Consider the following 15,708-nt stretch of genomic DNA (forward strand, 5'->3'; position numbering starts at 1 on the left):
GCCCCGGCCGGCGCCGCCTCACCGGCGGCCGGGCCGGCCACGGCGAGCGGTCCTCTCCCGCCGGTGCGAGTCAGCACGGGAACGGCTGTCGGACATGCGCGAACGCCGGTCCATCGGATACCAAGGGCCTATGGCGGTCTTCGTCGCGCTCGGCGCGTTCCTGATGACGCTGGCCGGCGGCTGGACGGCACAGCGCGTGACCGACCGCCGCCACCTGGTCCTGGGCCTGGCCGGCGGGCTGATGCTGGGTGTCGTCGGCCTGGACCTGCTGCCCGAGGCACTGCGCGCGGCCGACCGCGAGGTGTTCGGCGTACCCGCCGCCCTGCTGCTCTTCGTGACCGGGTTCCTGCTGGCCCACCTCGTGGAACGCACCCTCGCCGCCCGCCAGGCGGCGCACGGCGGAGCCGAGGGGACGGCCCACCGGGCGCCCGAGGTGGGCCTCGCGGCGGCCGGCGCGATGGTGGGCCACAGCGCCATGGACGGCGTGGCCGTCGGCGCGGCCTTCCAGGTGGGCGGCGGCATGGGCACGGCGGTCGCGCTCGCCGTGATCGCCCACGACTTCGCCGACGGCTTCAACACCTTCACCATCACCAGCCTGTACGGCAACGCGCGCCGCCGGGCCGTGGGGATGCTGCTCGCCGACGCCTGCGCACCCGTGCTCGGCGCGCTGTCCACGGTCTTCTTCCACCTCCCCCAAGCGGTGCTCGGCGGCTATCTCGGCCTCTTCGGCGGCGTACTGCTCTACCTCGCCGCCGCCGAGATCCTGCCCGAGGCCCACCACGAGCACCCGGCCCGCTCCACCCTGCTGTGCACGGTCGCCGGAACCGCGTTCATCTGGCTGGTGGTCGGCCTCTCCGGCTGACCGCGCGCCCGGCCTCACGGTGCCCCGTCCGCACCGCCGGCCCCGGGCGTCCGGCACCGCCGCACGAACCGCTCGGCGACTTGGGGCCGGGACGCCCAGTGCGTGTGCAGATAGCTCGCGTGCACACCCTGCCGGACGAAGCCCTCGACCCGCCGGACCGGGGCGCGCACACCCCAGGCGGGATCGGCGCCCGCGCCCGGCTCGACGACGGTGCGGTGGAACTCGTGCGCCCGCATCCGCGTCCCGGCCGCCGCCAGCACGCTGTCGCCGACGGCCACGGCGTCCCGGTAGCCGAGCGTCAGCCGCTCGCTCATCCGCGCGGTGGCGTCCAGCACACCGCACATGGGGCGCCCGTCCAGCTCACGGCACAGATAGAGCAGTCCGGCGCATTCGGCGGCCACGGGGGCACCGGAGAGCGCCAAGTCCGCGACGGCCTTGCGCAGCGGCTCGTTGGCGGACAGCTCACCGGCGTACACCTCGGGAAAGCCGCCTCCGACGACCACCCCGGCCGTCCCCTCGGGCAGCCGCTCGTCCCGCAGCGGGTCGAAGGTGACCACCTCCGCCCCGGCGGCGGCGAGCAGCTCGGTGTGTTCGGCGTAGGAGAAGGTGAACGCCGGCCCGCCGGCGACGGCGACCACCGTGCGGTGCGGCACCGCGACGCCGGGCGGCTCCCAGGCGGGGCAGGTCAGGGCGCCCGCGGTCCGCGCCAGCCCCAGCAGGGCCTCCAGATCGCACCCCTGCTCGACCTGGGCGGCCATGGCCGCCACCGCCTCCACGGCATCGCCACGCCGCTCGGCGACCGGCACCAGCCCCAGATGCCGCGACGGCGTCTCCACCCGGGGGGCCCGCCGCAGCACACCGAGCACCGGCACACCCGTCGAGTCCAGGGCCTCCCGCAGCAGCGCCTCGTGCCGGTCGGACCCCACCTTGTTCAGGATCACGCCGCCGATCCGCACCTCCGGGTCCCAGGAGACGAACCCGTGCACCAGCGCCGCCACCGACCGGGACTGCGAGGACGCGTCCACGACGAGCACGACCGGCGCGCGCAGCAGCTTGGCGACATGAGCGGTGGACGCCAGCTCGCCCTCCCCGGCGGCCCCGTCGTACAGGCCCATCACGCCCTCGACCACGGCCAGGTCGCAGCCCCGCGCCCCGTGCAGGAACAGCGGGGCGACCAGGTCGGGCCCGCACAGGTACGCGTCCAGGTTGCGCCCCGTACGCCCGGTCGCGAGGGCGTGGTACCCGGGGTCGATGTAGTCCGGCCCGGCCTTGTGCGGGGACACGGCCAGCCCGCGCGCCGTGAACGCGGCCATCAGCCCCGTGGCCACGGTGGTCTTGCCGCTGCCCGAGGAGGGCGCGGCGATGACCAGCCTGGGCACCGACGGCATCACCACTCGATGCCCTTCTGGCCCTTCTGGCCGGCGTCCATGGGGTGCTTGACCTTGGACATGTCGGTGACCAGGTCGGCGAAGTCGACCAGTCGCTCCGGCGCGTTGCGCCCGGTGATCACCACGTGCTGGGTGCCCGGCCGGTTGCGCAGCACGTCGACGACCTCGTCGGTGTCGACCCAGCCCCAGTGCAGCGGGTACGCGAACTCGTCCAGCACGTACAGCCGGTACCGCTCGGCGGCCAGGTCCCGCTTGACCTGCTCCCAGCCCTCGCGGGCCTTCTCCTCGTTGTCCAGCTGGGCGTCCCGCTGGACCCACGACCAGCCCTCGCCCATCTTGTGCCAGTCGACGGTGCCGCCCTCGCCGGAGGCGCCGAGCACGCGCAGCGCGTTCTCCTCGCCGACCTTCCACTTCGCGGACTTGACGAACTGGAACACCCCGATGGGCCACCCCTGGTTCCAGGCGCGCAGCGCGAGCCCGAACGCGGCGGTGGACTTCCCCTTGCCGACCCCTGTGTGCACCATCACCAGCGGCCGGTTCCGTCGCTGACGGGTCGTCAGACCGTCCTCCGGTACGACACTCGGCTGTCCCTGCGGCATTACGCGGCCCTCCTCGACGTCCCCTGCACATCCCTGACCAGCCCGGCGATCGAGTCGGCCCGCAACTCCTCCAGCGTCACGGCCGTACCGCCCAGCTCTCCCGCCAACTGCCCGGCGAGCCCGAGGCGCACCGGACCCGCCTCGCAGTCCACCACCACCGAGGCGAGCCCCCCGGCCGCGAACAGCCGGGCCGCGCGCCCGGCCAGCGCGACCGGCTCCGGGCCGCCCGTGGCCCGCCCGTCGGTCACCACCACGACCAGCGCCCGCCGCGCCGGATCCCGCAGCCGCTCCACCCGCAGCACCTCGTGGGCCTTCAGCAGCCCGGCGGCCAGCGGAGTCCGGCCACCGGTCGGCAGCGACTCCAGCCGCGCGGCGGCGGCGTCGACGGAGGACGTCGGCGGCAGCGCCACCTCCGCCCCGGTGCCCCGGAACGTCACCAGGCCCACCTTGTCCCGCCGCTGATAGGCGTCGAGCAGCAGCGACAGCACGGCACCCTTGACGGCGCCCATCCGCCGCCGCGCCGCCATGGATCCGGAGGCGTCCACCACGAACAGCACGAGGTTGCCCTCGCGGCCCTCCCGGGTCGCCTGCCGCAGATCGTCCCGGCGGACCACCAGTCCCGGCCCGGACCGCCCGCGCGCCCGCTGGTGCGGGGCCGCGGCCTGCACCGTGGCCGCCAGGTGCAGCTTGGTCAGCGCACCCCGGGGCCGGCGGGCGCCGGTCGTCCGGCCGTGCTCGGTCCGCGCCCGCGACCGCCGCCCGGCGGCCCCCTCGCCGAGTCCGGGCACGCTCAGCACCTTGGCGCGGAAGGGCTCGGCGGCGCGTACGGCCGTCGGCGTCCGGCTCGCCGTCGGTGTCGGCGTCCGCCGGGTAGGCGTCGTACGGCGCGTAGCCGGTGCCGGGCGGGTACGGGTCGTCGTAGGCGCCGCTGACCGTGCGCATGTGCGGCAGCAGGCGCGTGCCGGCGGCGTCCGGGGCGGTGCGCTGGTGGCCCACCACCGGGGTCTCGACGGTCTGGTCGAGTTCGTCGTAGGTGTCCGTGAAGCCCGTCTGGACGCGCGGGATGACCTGGGTGGCGCCGGCCTCGGCTTCGTCGGCGTGGCGGACGCTGCTGCCCCGCACGGCCTGGAGGAGCCGGTGGGCGCCGGTGTCGTCGGGGGCGGACTTGCCGCTCCACACGACGGGGCGGCGGCGGCCGGTGGCGCCCGCCCGGCCCCCCGTGCCCATGACGGGCATCCGGGCGGGGTCCTGGCCGGCGCTCAGGTGCCGGGAGATCCGCGGGGATTGGGTGCCCCTCGCCGTCGCGCCCAGCTGCACGCGGAAGCTGGCGTGATTGACGATGACCTGCGCCGGATCGCTCGGCACCTTCACCATGCTCAGCGCGGGAGCGTCGTCGAATCCCGACGAGCGGTCCCCCGTGGGTGTGCGGGGTGTTCTGGTGTCCACACTCATCTAACCGAGTGACGTGGTGTTAGGACACTGCTTTGACCGGCCGGATGTGTCCGGTCTCCGTCAAACCCACGCCGAGCGCCATATGGGCGCCTCGATTACCCCACGAGGGTGAAGTTCCGGACAGGCATTCGACCCCGTCCGGATCCCTGTCCGGATCGCTGCCCGGGACCCTGTCCGGCTCCGGTCGTGCGTTCGGCCCTGCCCGGGACCCTGTCCGGCTCCGGCCGTGCGTTCGGCCCTGCCCGGATCCCTGCCCGCTGCCCGGGTCCCTGTCCGGCTCCGGCCGTGCGGTTCAGCTGCGCCTGCGCGCCGCCTCGTACAGCACGATGCCCGCGGCCACACCGGCGTTGAGCGACTCGGCGCCGCCCGGCATCGCGATCCGGACCCGGTGGTCGCAGGTCTCGCCGACCAGGCGGGACAGGCCCTTGCCCTCGCTGCCGACGACGATGGCGACCGGGCCGTCCAGGGCCTGGAGGTCACCGAGTTCGACCTCGCCGTCCGCCGCCAGACCGACCACCGTGAGACCGGCCTTCTTGTAGGCCTCCAGGGTCCGGGTGAGGTTGGTGGCACGGGCGACCGGGGTGCGGGCGGCCGTACCGGCGGAGGTCTTCCAGGCACCGGCGGTCATGCCGGCCGAGCGCCGCTCGGGGACGACCACGCCGTGGCCGCCGAAGGCGGTCACCGAGCGGACGACGGCGCCCAGGTTGCGCGGGTCCGTCACACCGTCGAGGGCGACCACGAGCGGGTCCGCGCCCTCGTCGGCCGCGGCGGCGAGCAGGTCCTCCGGGTGCGCGTACTCGTACGGCGGGACCTGCAGGACGAGGCCCTGGTGGTTGAGGCCGTTCGTCATGCGGTCCAGCTCGGGCCGCGGCGCCTCCATGAGGTTGATGCCGCCCCGCTCGGCGGCGAGCTGGAGCGCCTCGCGGACGCGCTCGTCGCTGTCGATGAACTGCTGGACGTAGAGGGTCGACGCGGGGACGCCCTCGCGGAGCGCCTCGACGACCGGGTTGCGGCCGACGACCAGCTCGGAGGCCGACTTGCCGCCGCGCCCGCGGGCCGTCGGGCGGCGCACGGCCTGCTTCGCCTTGGCATTGGCGATGCGGTTCTTCTTGTGCCCCTTGCGCATCTCGGCGGGCGGGGTCGGCCCCCTGCCCTCCAGGCCCTTGCGCCGCTGGCCGCCACTGCCGACCTGCGCGCCCTTCTTGCCGGACATGCGGCGGTTGTTCGCGGCCATGAGTTACCCGTCTCCGTGAGCTTCGTACGTACGTCTTATGCAGTGTGCCGCCCGGGAGGCCGGGCGGCACAGTCGATCAAGCAGGGCCTAGCGTGCGCCGATGCTCCAGCGCGGTCCCTGCGGGCTGTCCTCGATGGCCAGGCCGGCCTGGCCCAGCTGGTCGCGGATGGCGTCGGCGGTGGCCCAGTCCTTGCGGGCCCGGGCCGATTCGCGCTGGTCCAGCACCAGGCGGACGAGGCTGTCGACCACGCCGTGCAGGTCCTCGCCGCCGTCGGCGGCGTCGCCGGCCCAGTGCGGGTCGAGCGGGTCGAGTCCGAGGACGCCGAGCATGGCACGCACCTCGGCGAGCCGGGCGACGGCGGCTTCCTTGTCGTCGGCGGCCAGCGCGCTGTTGCCCTGCCGGACCGTGGTGTGCACGACGGCGAGGGCCTGCGGGACGCCCAGGTCGTCGTCCATCGCCTCGGCGAAGGCGGGCGGGACCTCGGCGGCCGGCTCCACGGTCTTCCCGGCCAGCTCGGTGACCCGCTGGGCGAAGCCCTCGATCCGCGCGAACGCGGACTCGGCCTCACGCAGCGACTCCTCGCTGTACTCGATCATCGACCGGTAGTGCGGGGTGCCGAGGTAGTAGCGCAGGACGATCGGGCGCCACTGCTTGACCATCTCGCCGACCAGGACGCTGTTGCCGAGCGACTTGGACATCTTGTCGCCCGCCATGGTGACCCAGGCGTTGTGCACCCAGTACTGGGCGAAGTCGTCGCCGTACGCCTTGGCCTGGGCGATCTCGTTCTCGTGGTGCGGGAAGATCAGGTCCAGGCCGCCGCCGTGGATGTCGAAGGCGGTGCCCAGGTACTTGTGGGCCATCGCCGAGCACTCCAGGTGCCAGCCGGGGCGGCCGGGGCCCCACGGGGTGGGCCAGGTCGGCTCGCCCGGCTTGGCCGCCTTCCACATCGCGAAGTCACGCGGGTCCCGCTTGCCGGTCTCGCCCTCGCCGGACGGCTGGAGCAGGTTGTCCAGCTCCTGCCGGGACAGCTGGAGGTAGCCGGGGAAGGACCGCACGTCGAAGTAGACGTTGCCGTCCGCCTCGTACGCGTGCCCGCGCTCGATGAGGCCCCGCATCATCTCGATCATCTCGGTGATGTGGCCGGTGGCGCGCGGCTCGTACGTCGGCGGCAGGCAACCGAGGGCGTCGTAACCGTCGTTGAACGCGCGCTCGTTGGCGTACCCGATCGACCACCAGGGCCGGTTCTGCTCGCGGCTCTTGGCGATGATCTTGTCGTCGATGTCGGTGACGTTGCGGACGAACGTCACCTCGAAACCGCGGTACTCGAACCAGCGGCGCATGATGTCGAAGTTGAGGCCCGAGCGGATGTGGCCGATATGGGGTGCCGCCTGCACGGTGGCGCCACACAGGTAGATCGAGACACAGCCCGGCTTGAGCGGGGTGAAGTCACGGATCTGCCGGGCGCTGGTGTCGTACAGGCGAATAGTCACCACTCCAGGGTAGTGGGCGACAGGCAGTGCCATGCGCCTTCCTGTGGGGAAGGACTCACATCATGCCGACGACCTTCTGCGGCCGGATGCGCACCACCACGCGCTGGGCGTCCTGGGCCGACGCCGGGTTGAAGTCGGCGTAGTCCTTGCCCGTGTACTTGCGGCTCAGCTCGTCGATGAGCTCCGCGCCGCCGTCGGTCGTCAGCTCGGCGGTGCCGCGGATCTCGGCGTACTCGTACGGCTGCTCGGGGTTCATCACGACCACCGTCACCCGCGGGTCCCGGCGCAGGTTCTTCTCCTTGCGACGGCCCACCGTGGTCGAGAAGAGCACGTCGTCGCCGTCGCGCTTCACCCAGACCGGGGACATCTGCGGGCTGCCGTCGGGCTGGACGGTGCCGACGACGATGAACACCTTCTCGTCGAGCAGGGACTTCAGGCGGTCGGGCAGAGCGTAGGACACGGGTACCTCCCGGAGGCCGGACAACGGTGACTCTCCGGGTACCCTCGCACGCCGTCGGCTCACCCGCACGACGAATGCCACGACCGCCCTGCTCAGCTCAGCGGCGCCGCGAGTGCCCTGACCGCCCCGCCCAGCTCACTTGCACCACGAGCGCCCTGACCGCCCTGCTCGGCTCACCCGCACGACCGCCACGACCGCCCTCCCGCTCAGCTCACCCGCACCACGAGCGCCGTGGCCACCGCCATCAGCCCTTCCTCGCGGCCCGGGAAGCCGAGGCCGTCGGTCGTCGCGCCGGAGACGGACACCGGGGCGCCGGCCGCCTCGGAGAGGATCTTCTGCGCCTCGTCACGACGCTTGCCGATCTTCGGGCGGGGGCCGATTACCTGGACGGCGACGTTGCCGATGGCGAAGCCCGCCTCGCGCACGATCCGGGCGGCCTCGGTCAGCAGGGTGACCCCGGAGGCGCCGGACCACTGCGGACGGCCGGTGCCGAAGTGCTGCCCGAGGTCGCCGAGCCCGGCGGCGGAGAAGAGCGCGTTGCACGCGGCGTGGGCGACGACGTCGGCGTCGGAGTGCCCGGCCAGACCGCTCCCCTCCCCTTCCCACCTCAGGCCCGCGCACCACAGCTCGCGGCCCTCCTCGAAGGCGTGGATGTCGGTGCCGATGCCGACCTGGGGAAGGACGACGGACGACTCAGAAGCCATCGTTCAGCCTCCTGCGGGCGAGAACCGCCTCGGCGAGGACCAGGTCCAGGGGGCGGGTGACCTTGAACGCCTCCTCGTGGCCGGGCACGGCGACGACCGTCAGCCCCAGCTGCTCCACCATGCTCGCGTCGTCGGTGACGTTCTCGGTGACCGTCTCGTGGGCGCGGACCAGCGTCTCGCGGTCGAAGCCCTGCGGGGTCTGGACGGCACGCAGCCGGGCCCGCGCGGGGGTGGCGACGACCGGCTCCGGGTCACCGGCGACGGCCGCGGGCTCGACCTCCTTGACCGTGTCGGCCAGCGGCAGCGCGGGCACCACGGCGGGGGCGCCGTCACGTACGGCCTCGACGACCGCGTCGACCGTGTCCACCGGGACGAGCGGGCGGGCCGCGTCGTGCACCAGGACGATCCCGTACTGCGGCGGCAGCGCGTCCAGGCCGAGCCGGACCGACTCCTGGCGCGACTCACCGCCGGGCACGACCAGGAAGTCCGTCCGGTCGGGCAGCGCGTGCGCGTCGAGCAGCGACTTGACCTCGGCGGCGCCGTCGGGCGGGGCCACGACGACCACGAGCGAGACGCGGCGGGACGCGGCGAGGGCGCGGACCGCGTGGACGAGGATGGGCGTGCCGTTCAGCGCGCGCAGCGCCTTGGGGGCGCCCGGACCGAGGCGTACGCCCCGGCCGGCGGCGGGAATCACGGCGGCGACGGGGGTCTGCACGGGGGTGGGGCGTGATTCGTCAGACATCGGATCCTGTCAGGTTTGTGTGCTCGACCTACGTGGGTATGGCCTGGAGGAGTGCCGGGCGCGACGCCTTGACCGGACCCTTTCCGTGACCCTGGTCGAGCCATCCGCCCGGGCCCGGCACCTCAAGTATCAGGGGGTTGATCGAGGGTTCTCCCCGAGGCCGACCCGCTGCGGGGACGGGGGCGGGGACGAACATGCCGCAGCGCCCGGCGACAGGATCAGTGTCATCGGGCACCGCGGCATTTCACTGTGCTGAGCGTGCCGGAAGCGAGGGTTCGCTGCCGCTGCGCGTCAGGAGGCGAGAACCTCGTCGAGCAGGGCCTCGGCCTTGTCCTCGTTCGTGTTCTCCGCGAGAGCCAGTTCGCTCACCAGGATCTGGCGGGCCTTGGCGAGCATGCGCTTCTCACCGGCGGACAGTCCGCGCTCGCGCTCGCGACGCCACAGGTCGCGCACGACCTCGGCGACCTTGATGACATCGCCGGAGGCGAGCTTCTCCAGGTTTGCCTTGTAACGACGGGACCAGTTCGTGGGCTCCTCGGCGTACGGCGCGCGCAGCACCTCGAAGACCCGGTCCAGTCCATCCTGACCGACCACATCACGCACGCCGACGAACTCCGCATTGTCCGCTGGCACACGTACCGTCAGGTCACCCTGGGCGACCTTCAGCACCAAGTAGGTCTTGTCCACGCCTTTGATCTGGCGAGTTTCGATAGCCTCGATCAGCGCGGCCCCGTGATGGGGATAGACCACGGTGTCGCCAACCTTGAACGTCATGTGACAGGTACCCCTTCCGTGGCTATCCAGGGTAACACGGATACGGCGTCTTCTGAATGGCGTTTTCGCAGGTCAGGGCATATCTCGGGGCTTGACAACAGCAACCGGAACGTGCTGCGGGGAACCTGCGGGAGCGGGTATTCGCAGGTCGGAGGGGCTCTTCAGGCAAGGGGATACAGGTACGTTACACACCTCGGGAGCCCGTTCCAAGTGGCGGAACGTCCCGATTTGTCCGACCCCAAGCGTGCGACTTCCGCTACTCCGTTCGGTGACCGGAGGTGGATGTGAGACGAATCCGGAATTGATCAACAGCCGCCGAAGGGGTGCCGGGTGATCAATTTCGGGAGGCGCGCGCATTCCTCCACGGAAAATCCGCGAGCGGTGATGCGCGGGCGATGAGAGTGGCGCACCGTCGCGTTATGTGAATGACAGACGAGCGGATCCGCAATGCGGCCGGGGGCTCCTGGCGTCCCGGCGGGTACCCCCACCTGGAGGGAAGGCCGGGGCTTGGGGGAGGGTCGGGTGCGGCGGTGTGGGAACGGCTCGGTAACCTGAGGCCGCTGACAGACACTTAGGGCGGCTTTAATAGGGGAGCCGCCCGCGCGTTCAAGGAGTTGCCGCCGCCGTGAGCAGCAGCCTTCGACGCGGCGCCCTCGCCGCCTCCGCCATCGCTTTCTCGATCGCCTCGCTCGCCGCCTGTGGCGCCGGCAACAACTCGCAGACCCTGGAGATCAAGCCGGACAACGCGGCGACCAGCGTGGGCGACATCAAGATCCAGAACGCCCTCGTCATCACCCAGCCCGACCTGAAGTCGACGGGGCCCGCGGTGATCTCCGCGACCGTGTTCAACTCCGGCGGCACCTCCGAGACCCTCCAGTCGGTCACCGTGGAGGGCAGCGGCACGTCCGCCGAGCTGAAGGCCGCCAAGGGCCGGAGCCTGACCGTTCCGGCGGGTGGCTCGCTGGTCCTCGGCGGCAAGGGCAACGCCTCCGTCGCGCTGCCCAGCGGGCGGGAGTCCGTCCAGGACGGCAACGCCCAGAAGATCACCTTCACCTTCAGCAAGACCGGCAAGGTGAGCCTGAGCGCCTTCGTCGTCCCGGCCACCAGCTACTTCGACAAGTGGGGCCCGTCCCAGATCCCGTCCGCGTCCGCCTCGAAGCCGGCGTCCCCCTCGGCCTCCGGCTCCGGCGCGCCGGGCGCGTCCGGCAAGCCGGGCAAGAGCGGCAAGCCGACCCCGTCCGGCTCCGCGTCCGGCTCCGCCGTCACCCCGGGCGACTCGGCCTCGCAGTCGGCCGCCGGCCACTGACGGACCGTACGCACGACGGAGGGCGGCACCCGCTGGGGGTGCCGCCCTCCGTCGTAGGCGTCCGCGCGGGCGAGCGCCCCGCCACCCGGCGGCCCGCTCGCACGCGGTCTACGGCTCGAACTTGTAGCCCAGTCCCCGCACCGTCACCAGGTACCGCGGCGCGCCCGGGTCGGGCTCGATCTTGGCGCGCAGGCGCTTGACGTGGACGTCGAGGGTCTTGGTGTCACCCACGTAGTCGGCGCCCCAGACGCGGTCGATGAGCTGCATGCGGGTGAGCACCCGGCCCGCGTTGCGCAGCAGCATCTCCAGCAGGTCGAACTCCTTCAGCGGCAGGTCGACCTTGGAGCCGCCGACGGTGACCACGTGGCGGTCGACGTCCATGCGGACCGGGCCCGCCTCCAGCGCGGCCGGCGTGACCTCCTCGGGCTCGCCCCGGCGGCGCAGCACCGCGCGGATGCGGGCGACCAGTTCGCGGGAGGAGAAGGGCTTGGTGACGTAGTCGTCGGCTCCTATTTCGAGACCGACGACCTTGTCGATCTCGCTGTCCTTCGCGGTCACCATGATCACGGGGACGTTGGAACGGCCGCGCAGCTGGCGGCAGACCTCGGTGCCGGGCAGTCCCGGCAGCATCAGGTCGAGCAGGACCAGGTCGGCGCCGTTGCGCTCGAACTCGTCCAGGCCGTCGGGGCCGGTCGCCGCGACGGCGACCTCGAAGCCCTCCTTGCGGAGCATGTACGACAGGGCGTCGGAGAAGGACTCCTCGTCCTCGACGACGAGCACTCGGGTCACGGAAGGACCTCCGGGGCGGGAAGCGGTTCGTACGGGGATGGATCACAGGAGCCGGCCTCGTCCTCGAGGTCGGGGTGCTGCTGCGCGCGCTCGCGTGCCGCGGCCGCCTCCGGCAGTCTGATGGTGAACGTGGAGCCCTGGCCCTCGGCGCTCCACACGGTGACCTCCCCGCCGTGCGAGGCGACCACGTGCTTGACGATCGCGAGGCCCAGGCCGGTACCGCCGGTGGCACGGGAGCGGGCGGGGTCGACACGGTAGAAGCGCTCGAAGACACGCTCCTTGTCCCGCTCGGAGATGCCGATGCCCTGGTCGGTCACGGCGAGTTCGATCATGTCGCCGCCCAGGGCGTTGATCCGGCGGGCGGCGATGCCGACGCGGGTCCGGGCCGGGGAGTAGTTGACGGCGTTCTCGACGAGGTTCCCGAGGGCCGCGGCCAGCTGGCCCCGGTTGCCCCAGACGTGCAGGTCGGCCGTACCGCCGGCGGCCATGGTGATCTGCTTGGTGCCCGCCTGGTGGCGGCAGCGGTCCATCGCCTCGGCGACCAGCTCCTCCACCCGGACGGGCTCGGCGTCCTCCAGCGGGTCGTCGTTCTGCACCCGGGAGAGATCGATCAGTTCCTGGACCAGGTTGGTCAGGCGGGTCGCCTCGATCTGCATACGGCCGGCGAAGCGCTGCACCGCCTCGGGGTCGTCGGAGGCGTCCATGACGGCTTCGGAGAGGAGGGAGAGCGCGCCCACGGGCGTCTTCAGCTCGTGGCTGACGTTCGCCACGAAGTCGCGTCGTACGGCCTCGATCCTGCGGGCCTCGGTCAGGTCCTCGACCAGCAGCAGGACCAGGCGGGAGCCGAGCGGGGCGACGCGGGCGGAGACGGCGAGGGCCTCACCGCGTCCGGTGCCGCGCCGGGGGAGATCCAGTTCCACCTGGCGTATCTCCCCGTCCCGTCTGGTGTCCCGGGCCATCTGGAGCATGGGCTCCACGGCGAGCTTGCCGCCACGCACCAGCCCGAGGGCGTAGGCGGCGGAGCTGGCCTTGACCACGCCGTCGGCCTCGTCGAGCACGACGGCGGAGGAGCGCAGCACCGACAGAACGGTGTCCACGCCGGGCGGGAGTACGGGATCGGTGTGCAAAGAAGTCCTGGTCGGTCGCTTCTGGTCGCGTTCGCTCCAGCGGAACGCCAGCATGGCGATGACACCGGTGAGCACCCCGGCGATCGCTGCCGCTGCGGCGACCGCCGCGTTCACGTCCATGCCTCAAGGTTAGGCATGCCGTGTGAGATGCCCACAGCCGTCCGGGTGGGACCTCGAACACTCGTCGCCCAGAGTTCACCTTGGAGCCAGCATTGGTTCATTTGGGGTGGCGGAAACAGACGCGTACGGGGCACAGCGTGGCAGCGTGGGGTTCGTACCGCCGGTTCACCGGGGGCCGCACGCACGACGTGCCGACCCCCCGGACCCCCGAACGACCCCCCGAACGATGACGCACGAGAGGGAACCCTGATGCGGGACGCGTACCACGAGGAACTGGACTCGATCGGCGACGGACTGGTGGAGATGGCCCGGCTGGTCGGGTCGGCGATCGGGCGCGCCACGACCGCCATCCTCGACGCCGATCTGAAGCTGGCCGAGAGCGTGATCGAGGCCGACCAGAGGGTCGACGAGCTCCAGCACGATCTGGAGGCCCGGGCGATAGCCCTGCTGGCCCGGCAGCAGCCGGTGGCGACGGACCTGCGCATAGTCGTCACCTCGCTGCGCATGTCCGCGGACCTGGAGCGCTCCGGCGACCTCGCCCAGCACGTGGCGAAGCTCGCGCGGCTGCGCTTCCCGTCGCGTGCGGTCCCGCAGGACCTGCACGCCACCATCCTGGAGATGGGCCAGCTCGCCCAGCGCCTGATGGCCAAGGCGGCCGAGGTGATCATCACCAAGGACGTCGACCTCGCTCTCCAGCTGGAGCAGGACGACGACGAGATGGACCTGCTGCACCGCACGCTCTTCCAGCACCTGATCGACGACCGCTGGAAGCACGGCATCGAGACGGCCGTGGACGTCACGCTGCTGGGCCGCTACTACGAGCGGTACGCCGACCACGCCGTGGCCGTCGCCAAGCGCGTGGTGTACCTGGTCACCGGCGAGCACGCGGACGAGCTGCAGCAGGACATCCAGCAGGTGAAGGGCGTCGAGGGCGCGTGACCCCTCTGGGGAGGCCGGGCTTTACCGGGCCGGGCGCCTCCGTGCGCCGTTGACGCGCCCTGCCGGGCGGGCATCAATGGGGCGAGGGCGCCTCTGCCCCCAGGTCTAGGAGGGACATATGGCCGAATCCCCCGGCACCACGCCCGATCCGACACAGGAGCGCGAGACCGAGCAGCCCGCCGAGATCAGGAGCCTGCCGCTGTTCGGCGCGTGCGGCTGCGGCTCGGGCTGCGGCTGCGGGTGCCAGTCGGGCAACCCCTGCCAGTGCGGCTGACGACACCCCGGGGCCGGTGCGACTCGCTTCGCACCGGCCCTTCGCCGTTCCGGATGCCCCTCCCGCCCGCCGGGGGCAGCATGGACGTGCGGGGGTGCGGGAAGGACCTGCGGGAAGGGGCTGTCGCCATGGCCAGGTTCATGGACATCCACCGCGGTATGCAGGGCATCACGGCCGACCAGCTGGCGGAGGCCCACCGGGCCGACCTCGCCGTCGAGGAGGAGGAGTCGGTGCACTTCGAGCACGCCTGGGCCGACCCGGTGTCCGGCACCGTCTACTGCCTCTCCGAGGCCCCCTCGGCCGAGGCCGTCCAGCGCGTCCACGAACGAGCGGGGCACCGGGCGGACGAGGTGCACCCGATACCGCTGGAGGCGTGAGAACGGGGTCCGGCCCGAGACCGCGCCTACGAACTGGAGGCGTGAGAACGGGTCCGGCCCGAGACCGCCCCTCCGGCTGAAGGCGTGAGAACGGGGTCCGGCCCGAGACCGCCTCTCCGGGCCGGAAGCCGCGCCTCCGGGCCGGAAGCGGTCACGCCTCCGGCCAGAAGCTCAGCCTGCGGGCGAGGACGTCCCGGGCCAGCTGACTGACCGTGCGGCCGTCGGCGTAGGCGCGGCCGCGCAACCGGTCGAGGGCCTGCTCGGGGTCCACGTCCAGCTGCACCATCACCATGCCGACGGCCTGGTAGACCTCGGTGTGATCGGCCTCGGAGGCCGCGACCCAGGACGCCACCCGCTCCTCCGTGTCCACGTCGTACGCGTCCGTGCCGTCTGCGCCGCCGCCGCACCCGGCGTGGCCGGCGGACCGCAGGTTCATCAGCGCGACCGTGACCGCGTCCCGCACGCACAGCGCGGTCCGCAGATCGAGTACGGCGAGTCCGCCCACCCGGTCGCTGTAGAGGTCGAGCGTGCCGACGGTGGCGCCGCCGGGACCGAGGGGCAGTGAGAACACGGCGCGGACTCCCAGCCCCACCGCCTCGTGCGCGAAGATCGGCCACCGGCGCGGGTCGGGGCCCGCGGTGAGGTCGGCCGCGAGGACGGGGGCGCCCTCGTCCAGCGCGCTCTGGCAGGGGCCGTCGCCCACGGTGTACTGCAGCTCGGCCATCCGCGCGGCGACCCGGTCGCTGGCACACCAGGTCACGCGGACCCCCTTGCCGCCGGAGATCGACACCGAGGCCCCGGTGACCGGCAGCAGCCGCACACACGCCGCGCACAGCGCGCCGGGCACCGCCCGGGGCGCCTCGGCGTCGCGCACGGCGGCGGCCATCGTCTCACTGGCCCACAACCGGGCGGCGGCGTCAGGCGGCAGCCCCGACGACCCGCATCCCTCGGGCGGCATGGACATCACCCCGGAACGGCAGACACCCCGACCGGCATGCTCCACCGGCATCCCGTGGCCTTCCGAGTTCCCAGGGCGGCCGGAATACTGCGGCGGATTTCCGGCCCGCGGG

At 72.6% G+C, this 15,708-nt stretch carries 16 protein-coding genes and 1 pseudogene; 5 read left to right on the top strand and 12 right to left on the bottom strand.

Annotated elements, in window-relative coordinates; all coding sequences use genetic code 11:
• Positions 1-130: 130 nt before the first annotated feature.
• Positions 131-862 (top strand): ZIP family metal transporter, encoded by a 732-nt coding sequence (locus GT045_RS29280; RefSeq protein WP_161294654.1) that lies wholly within the window; start codon positions 131-133, stop codon positions 860-862.
• Between the two features lie 14 nt (positions 863-876).
• Here GT045_RS29280 and GT045_RS29285 read toward each other — a convergent pair whose 3' ends face one another.
• The 9 genes and pseudogenes from GT045_RS29285 to GT045_RS29325 all read right to left on the bottom strand — a co-directional run bounded on the left by GT045_RS29285 (position 877) and on the right by GT045_RS29325 (position 9,706).
• The gene (locus GT045_RS29285; RefSeq protein ID WP_202529130.1) at positions 877-2,250 is read right to left on the bottom strand and encodes a cobyrinate a,c-diamide synthase; all 1,374 of its coding nucleotides are present in this window, start codon (positions 2,248-2,250) and stop codon (positions 877-879) included.
• Complete coding sequence (cobO, locus tag GT045_RS29290) at positions 2,250-2,849, bottom strand: cob(I)yrinic acid a,c-diamide adenosyltransferase (RefSeq protein WP_161294656.1); 600 nt, start codon at positions 2,847-2,849, stop codon at positions 2,250-2,252. Before cobO ends, GT045_RS29285 begins: the two co-directional genes overlap by 1 nt.
• Positions 2,849-4,223: pseudogene (locus tag GT045_RS40090) on the bottom strand (VWA domain-containing protein). The gene cobO and the pseudogene GT045_RS40090 overlap by 1 nt, the downstream one beginning before the upstream one ends.
• 370 nt (positions 4,224-4,593) lie before the next feature.
• Positions 4,594-5,535 carry a 23S rRNA (guanosine(2251)-2'-O)-methyltransferase RlmB gene (gene rlmB / locus GT045_RS29300; RefSeq protein ID WP_161287255.1) on the bottom strand — a complete coding sequence of 314 codons (942 nt, stop codon included), beginning with the start codon at positions 5,533-5,535 and terminating at the stop codon, positions 4,594-4,596.
• Positions 5,536-5,622: 87 nt separating this feature from the next.
• Entirely contained in the window at positions 5,623-7,026 is a 1,404-nt protein-coding gene (gene cysS, locus GT045_RS29305) for a cysteine--tRNA ligase (protein WP_161287256.1), read from the bottom strand.
• Between the two features lie 55 nt (positions 7,027-7,081).
• The gene (locus GT045_RS29310) at positions 7,082-7,486 is read right to left on the bottom strand and encodes a PPOX class F420-dependent oxidoreductase (RefSeq protein WP_161287257.1); all 405 of its coding nucleotides are present in this window, start codon (positions 7,484-7,486) and stop codon (positions 7,082-7,084) included.
• 206 nt (positions 7,487-7,692) lie between these two features.
• Positions 7,693-8,190, bottom strand: coding sequence for a 2-C-methyl-D-erythritol 2,4-cyclodiphosphate synthase (ispF, locus tag GT045_RS29315; protein ID WP_161336018.1), 498 nt, complete (start codon positions 8,188-8,190; stop codon positions 7,693-7,695).
• A complete protein-coding gene (gene ispD, locus GT045_RS29320; RefSeq protein ID WP_161287259.1) occupies positions 8,180-8,932 on the bottom strand; it encodes a 2-C-methyl-D-erythritol 4-phosphate cytidylyltransferase in 753 nt (250 codons plus the stop codon). Before ispD ends, ispF begins: the two co-directional genes overlap by 11 nt.
• A 291-nt stretch (positions 8,933-9,223) precedes the next feature.
• Entirely contained in the window at positions 9,224-9,706 is a 483-nt protein-coding gene (locus GT045_RS29325; RefSeq protein ID WP_003953493.1) for a CarD family transcriptional regulator, read from the bottom strand.
• 625 nt (positions 9,707-10,331) lie between these two features.
• Between GT045_RS29325 and GT045_RS29335 the strand changes: the two genes are divergently transcribed.
• The gene (locus GT045_RS29335) at positions 10,332-11,012 is read left to right on the top strand and encodes a DUF461 domain-containing protein (RefSeq protein ID WP_161336019.1); all 681 of its coding nucleotides are present in this window, start codon (positions 10,332-10,334) and stop codon (positions 11,010-11,012) included.
• Between the two features lie 108 nt (positions 11,013-11,120).
• Here GT045_RS29335 and GT045_RS29340 read toward each other — a convergent pair whose 3' ends face one another.
• Together GT045_RS29340 and GT045_RS29345 are read right to left on the bottom strand one after the other, a co-directional pair.
• Complete coding sequence (locus GT045_RS29340; protein WP_014673455.1) at positions 11,121-11,801, bottom strand: response regulator transcription factor; 681 nt, start codon at positions 11,799-11,801, stop codon at positions 11,121-11,123.
• Positions 11,798-13,048: an ATP-binding protein gene (locus GT045_RS29345; protein ID WP_161287261.1), complete on the bottom strand. Its 1,251-nt coding sequence runs from the start codon at positions 13,046-13,048 to the stop codon at positions 11,798-11,800. Before GT045_RS29345 ends, GT045_RS29340 begins: the two co-directional genes overlap by 4 nt.
• 249 nt (positions 13,049-13,297) lie before the next feature.
• Here GT045_RS29345 and phoU point away from each other — a divergent pair, with 249 nt between their 5' ends.
• The 3 genes from phoU (at position 13,298) to GT045_RS29355 (ending at position 14,638) form a co-directional block, all read left to right on the top strand.
• Positions 13,298-13,987 (top strand): phosphate signaling complex protein PhoU, encoded by a 690-nt coding sequence (gene phoU / locus GT045_RS29350; protein ID WP_161336020.1) that lies wholly within the window; start codon positions 13,298-13,300, stop codon positions 13,985-13,987.
• A gap of 118 nt (positions 13,988-14,105) precedes the next feature.
• On the top strand, positions 14,106-14,261 hold the full coding sequence (locus tag GT045_RS39140; RefSeq protein ID WP_202515382.1) for a hypothetical protein: 156 nt from the start codon (positions 14,106-14,108) through the stop codon (positions 14,259-14,261).
• A gap of 128 nt (positions 14,262-14,389) precedes the next feature.
• Complete coding sequence (locus tag GT045_RS29355; RefSeq protein ID WP_161289263.1) at positions 14,390-14,638, top strand: SCO4226 family nickel-binding protein; 249 nt, start codon at positions 14,390-14,392, stop codon at positions 14,636-14,638.
• Positions 14,639-14,789: 151 nt separating this feature from the next.
• Here GT045_RS29355 and GT045_RS29360 read toward each other — a convergent pair whose 3' ends face one another.
• On the bottom strand, positions 14,790-15,596 hold the full coding sequence (locus GT045_RS29360) for a GAF and ANTAR domain-containing protein (protein WP_161336021.1): 807 nt from the start codon (positions 15,594-15,596) through the stop codon (positions 14,790-14,792).
• Positions 15,597-15,708: the final 112 nt, after the last annotated feature.

This window comes from Streptomyces sp. SID486 (assembly GCF_009865385.1).
Lineage (GTDB): Bacteria > Actinomycetota > Actinomycetes > Streptomycetales > Streptomycetaceae > Streptomyces.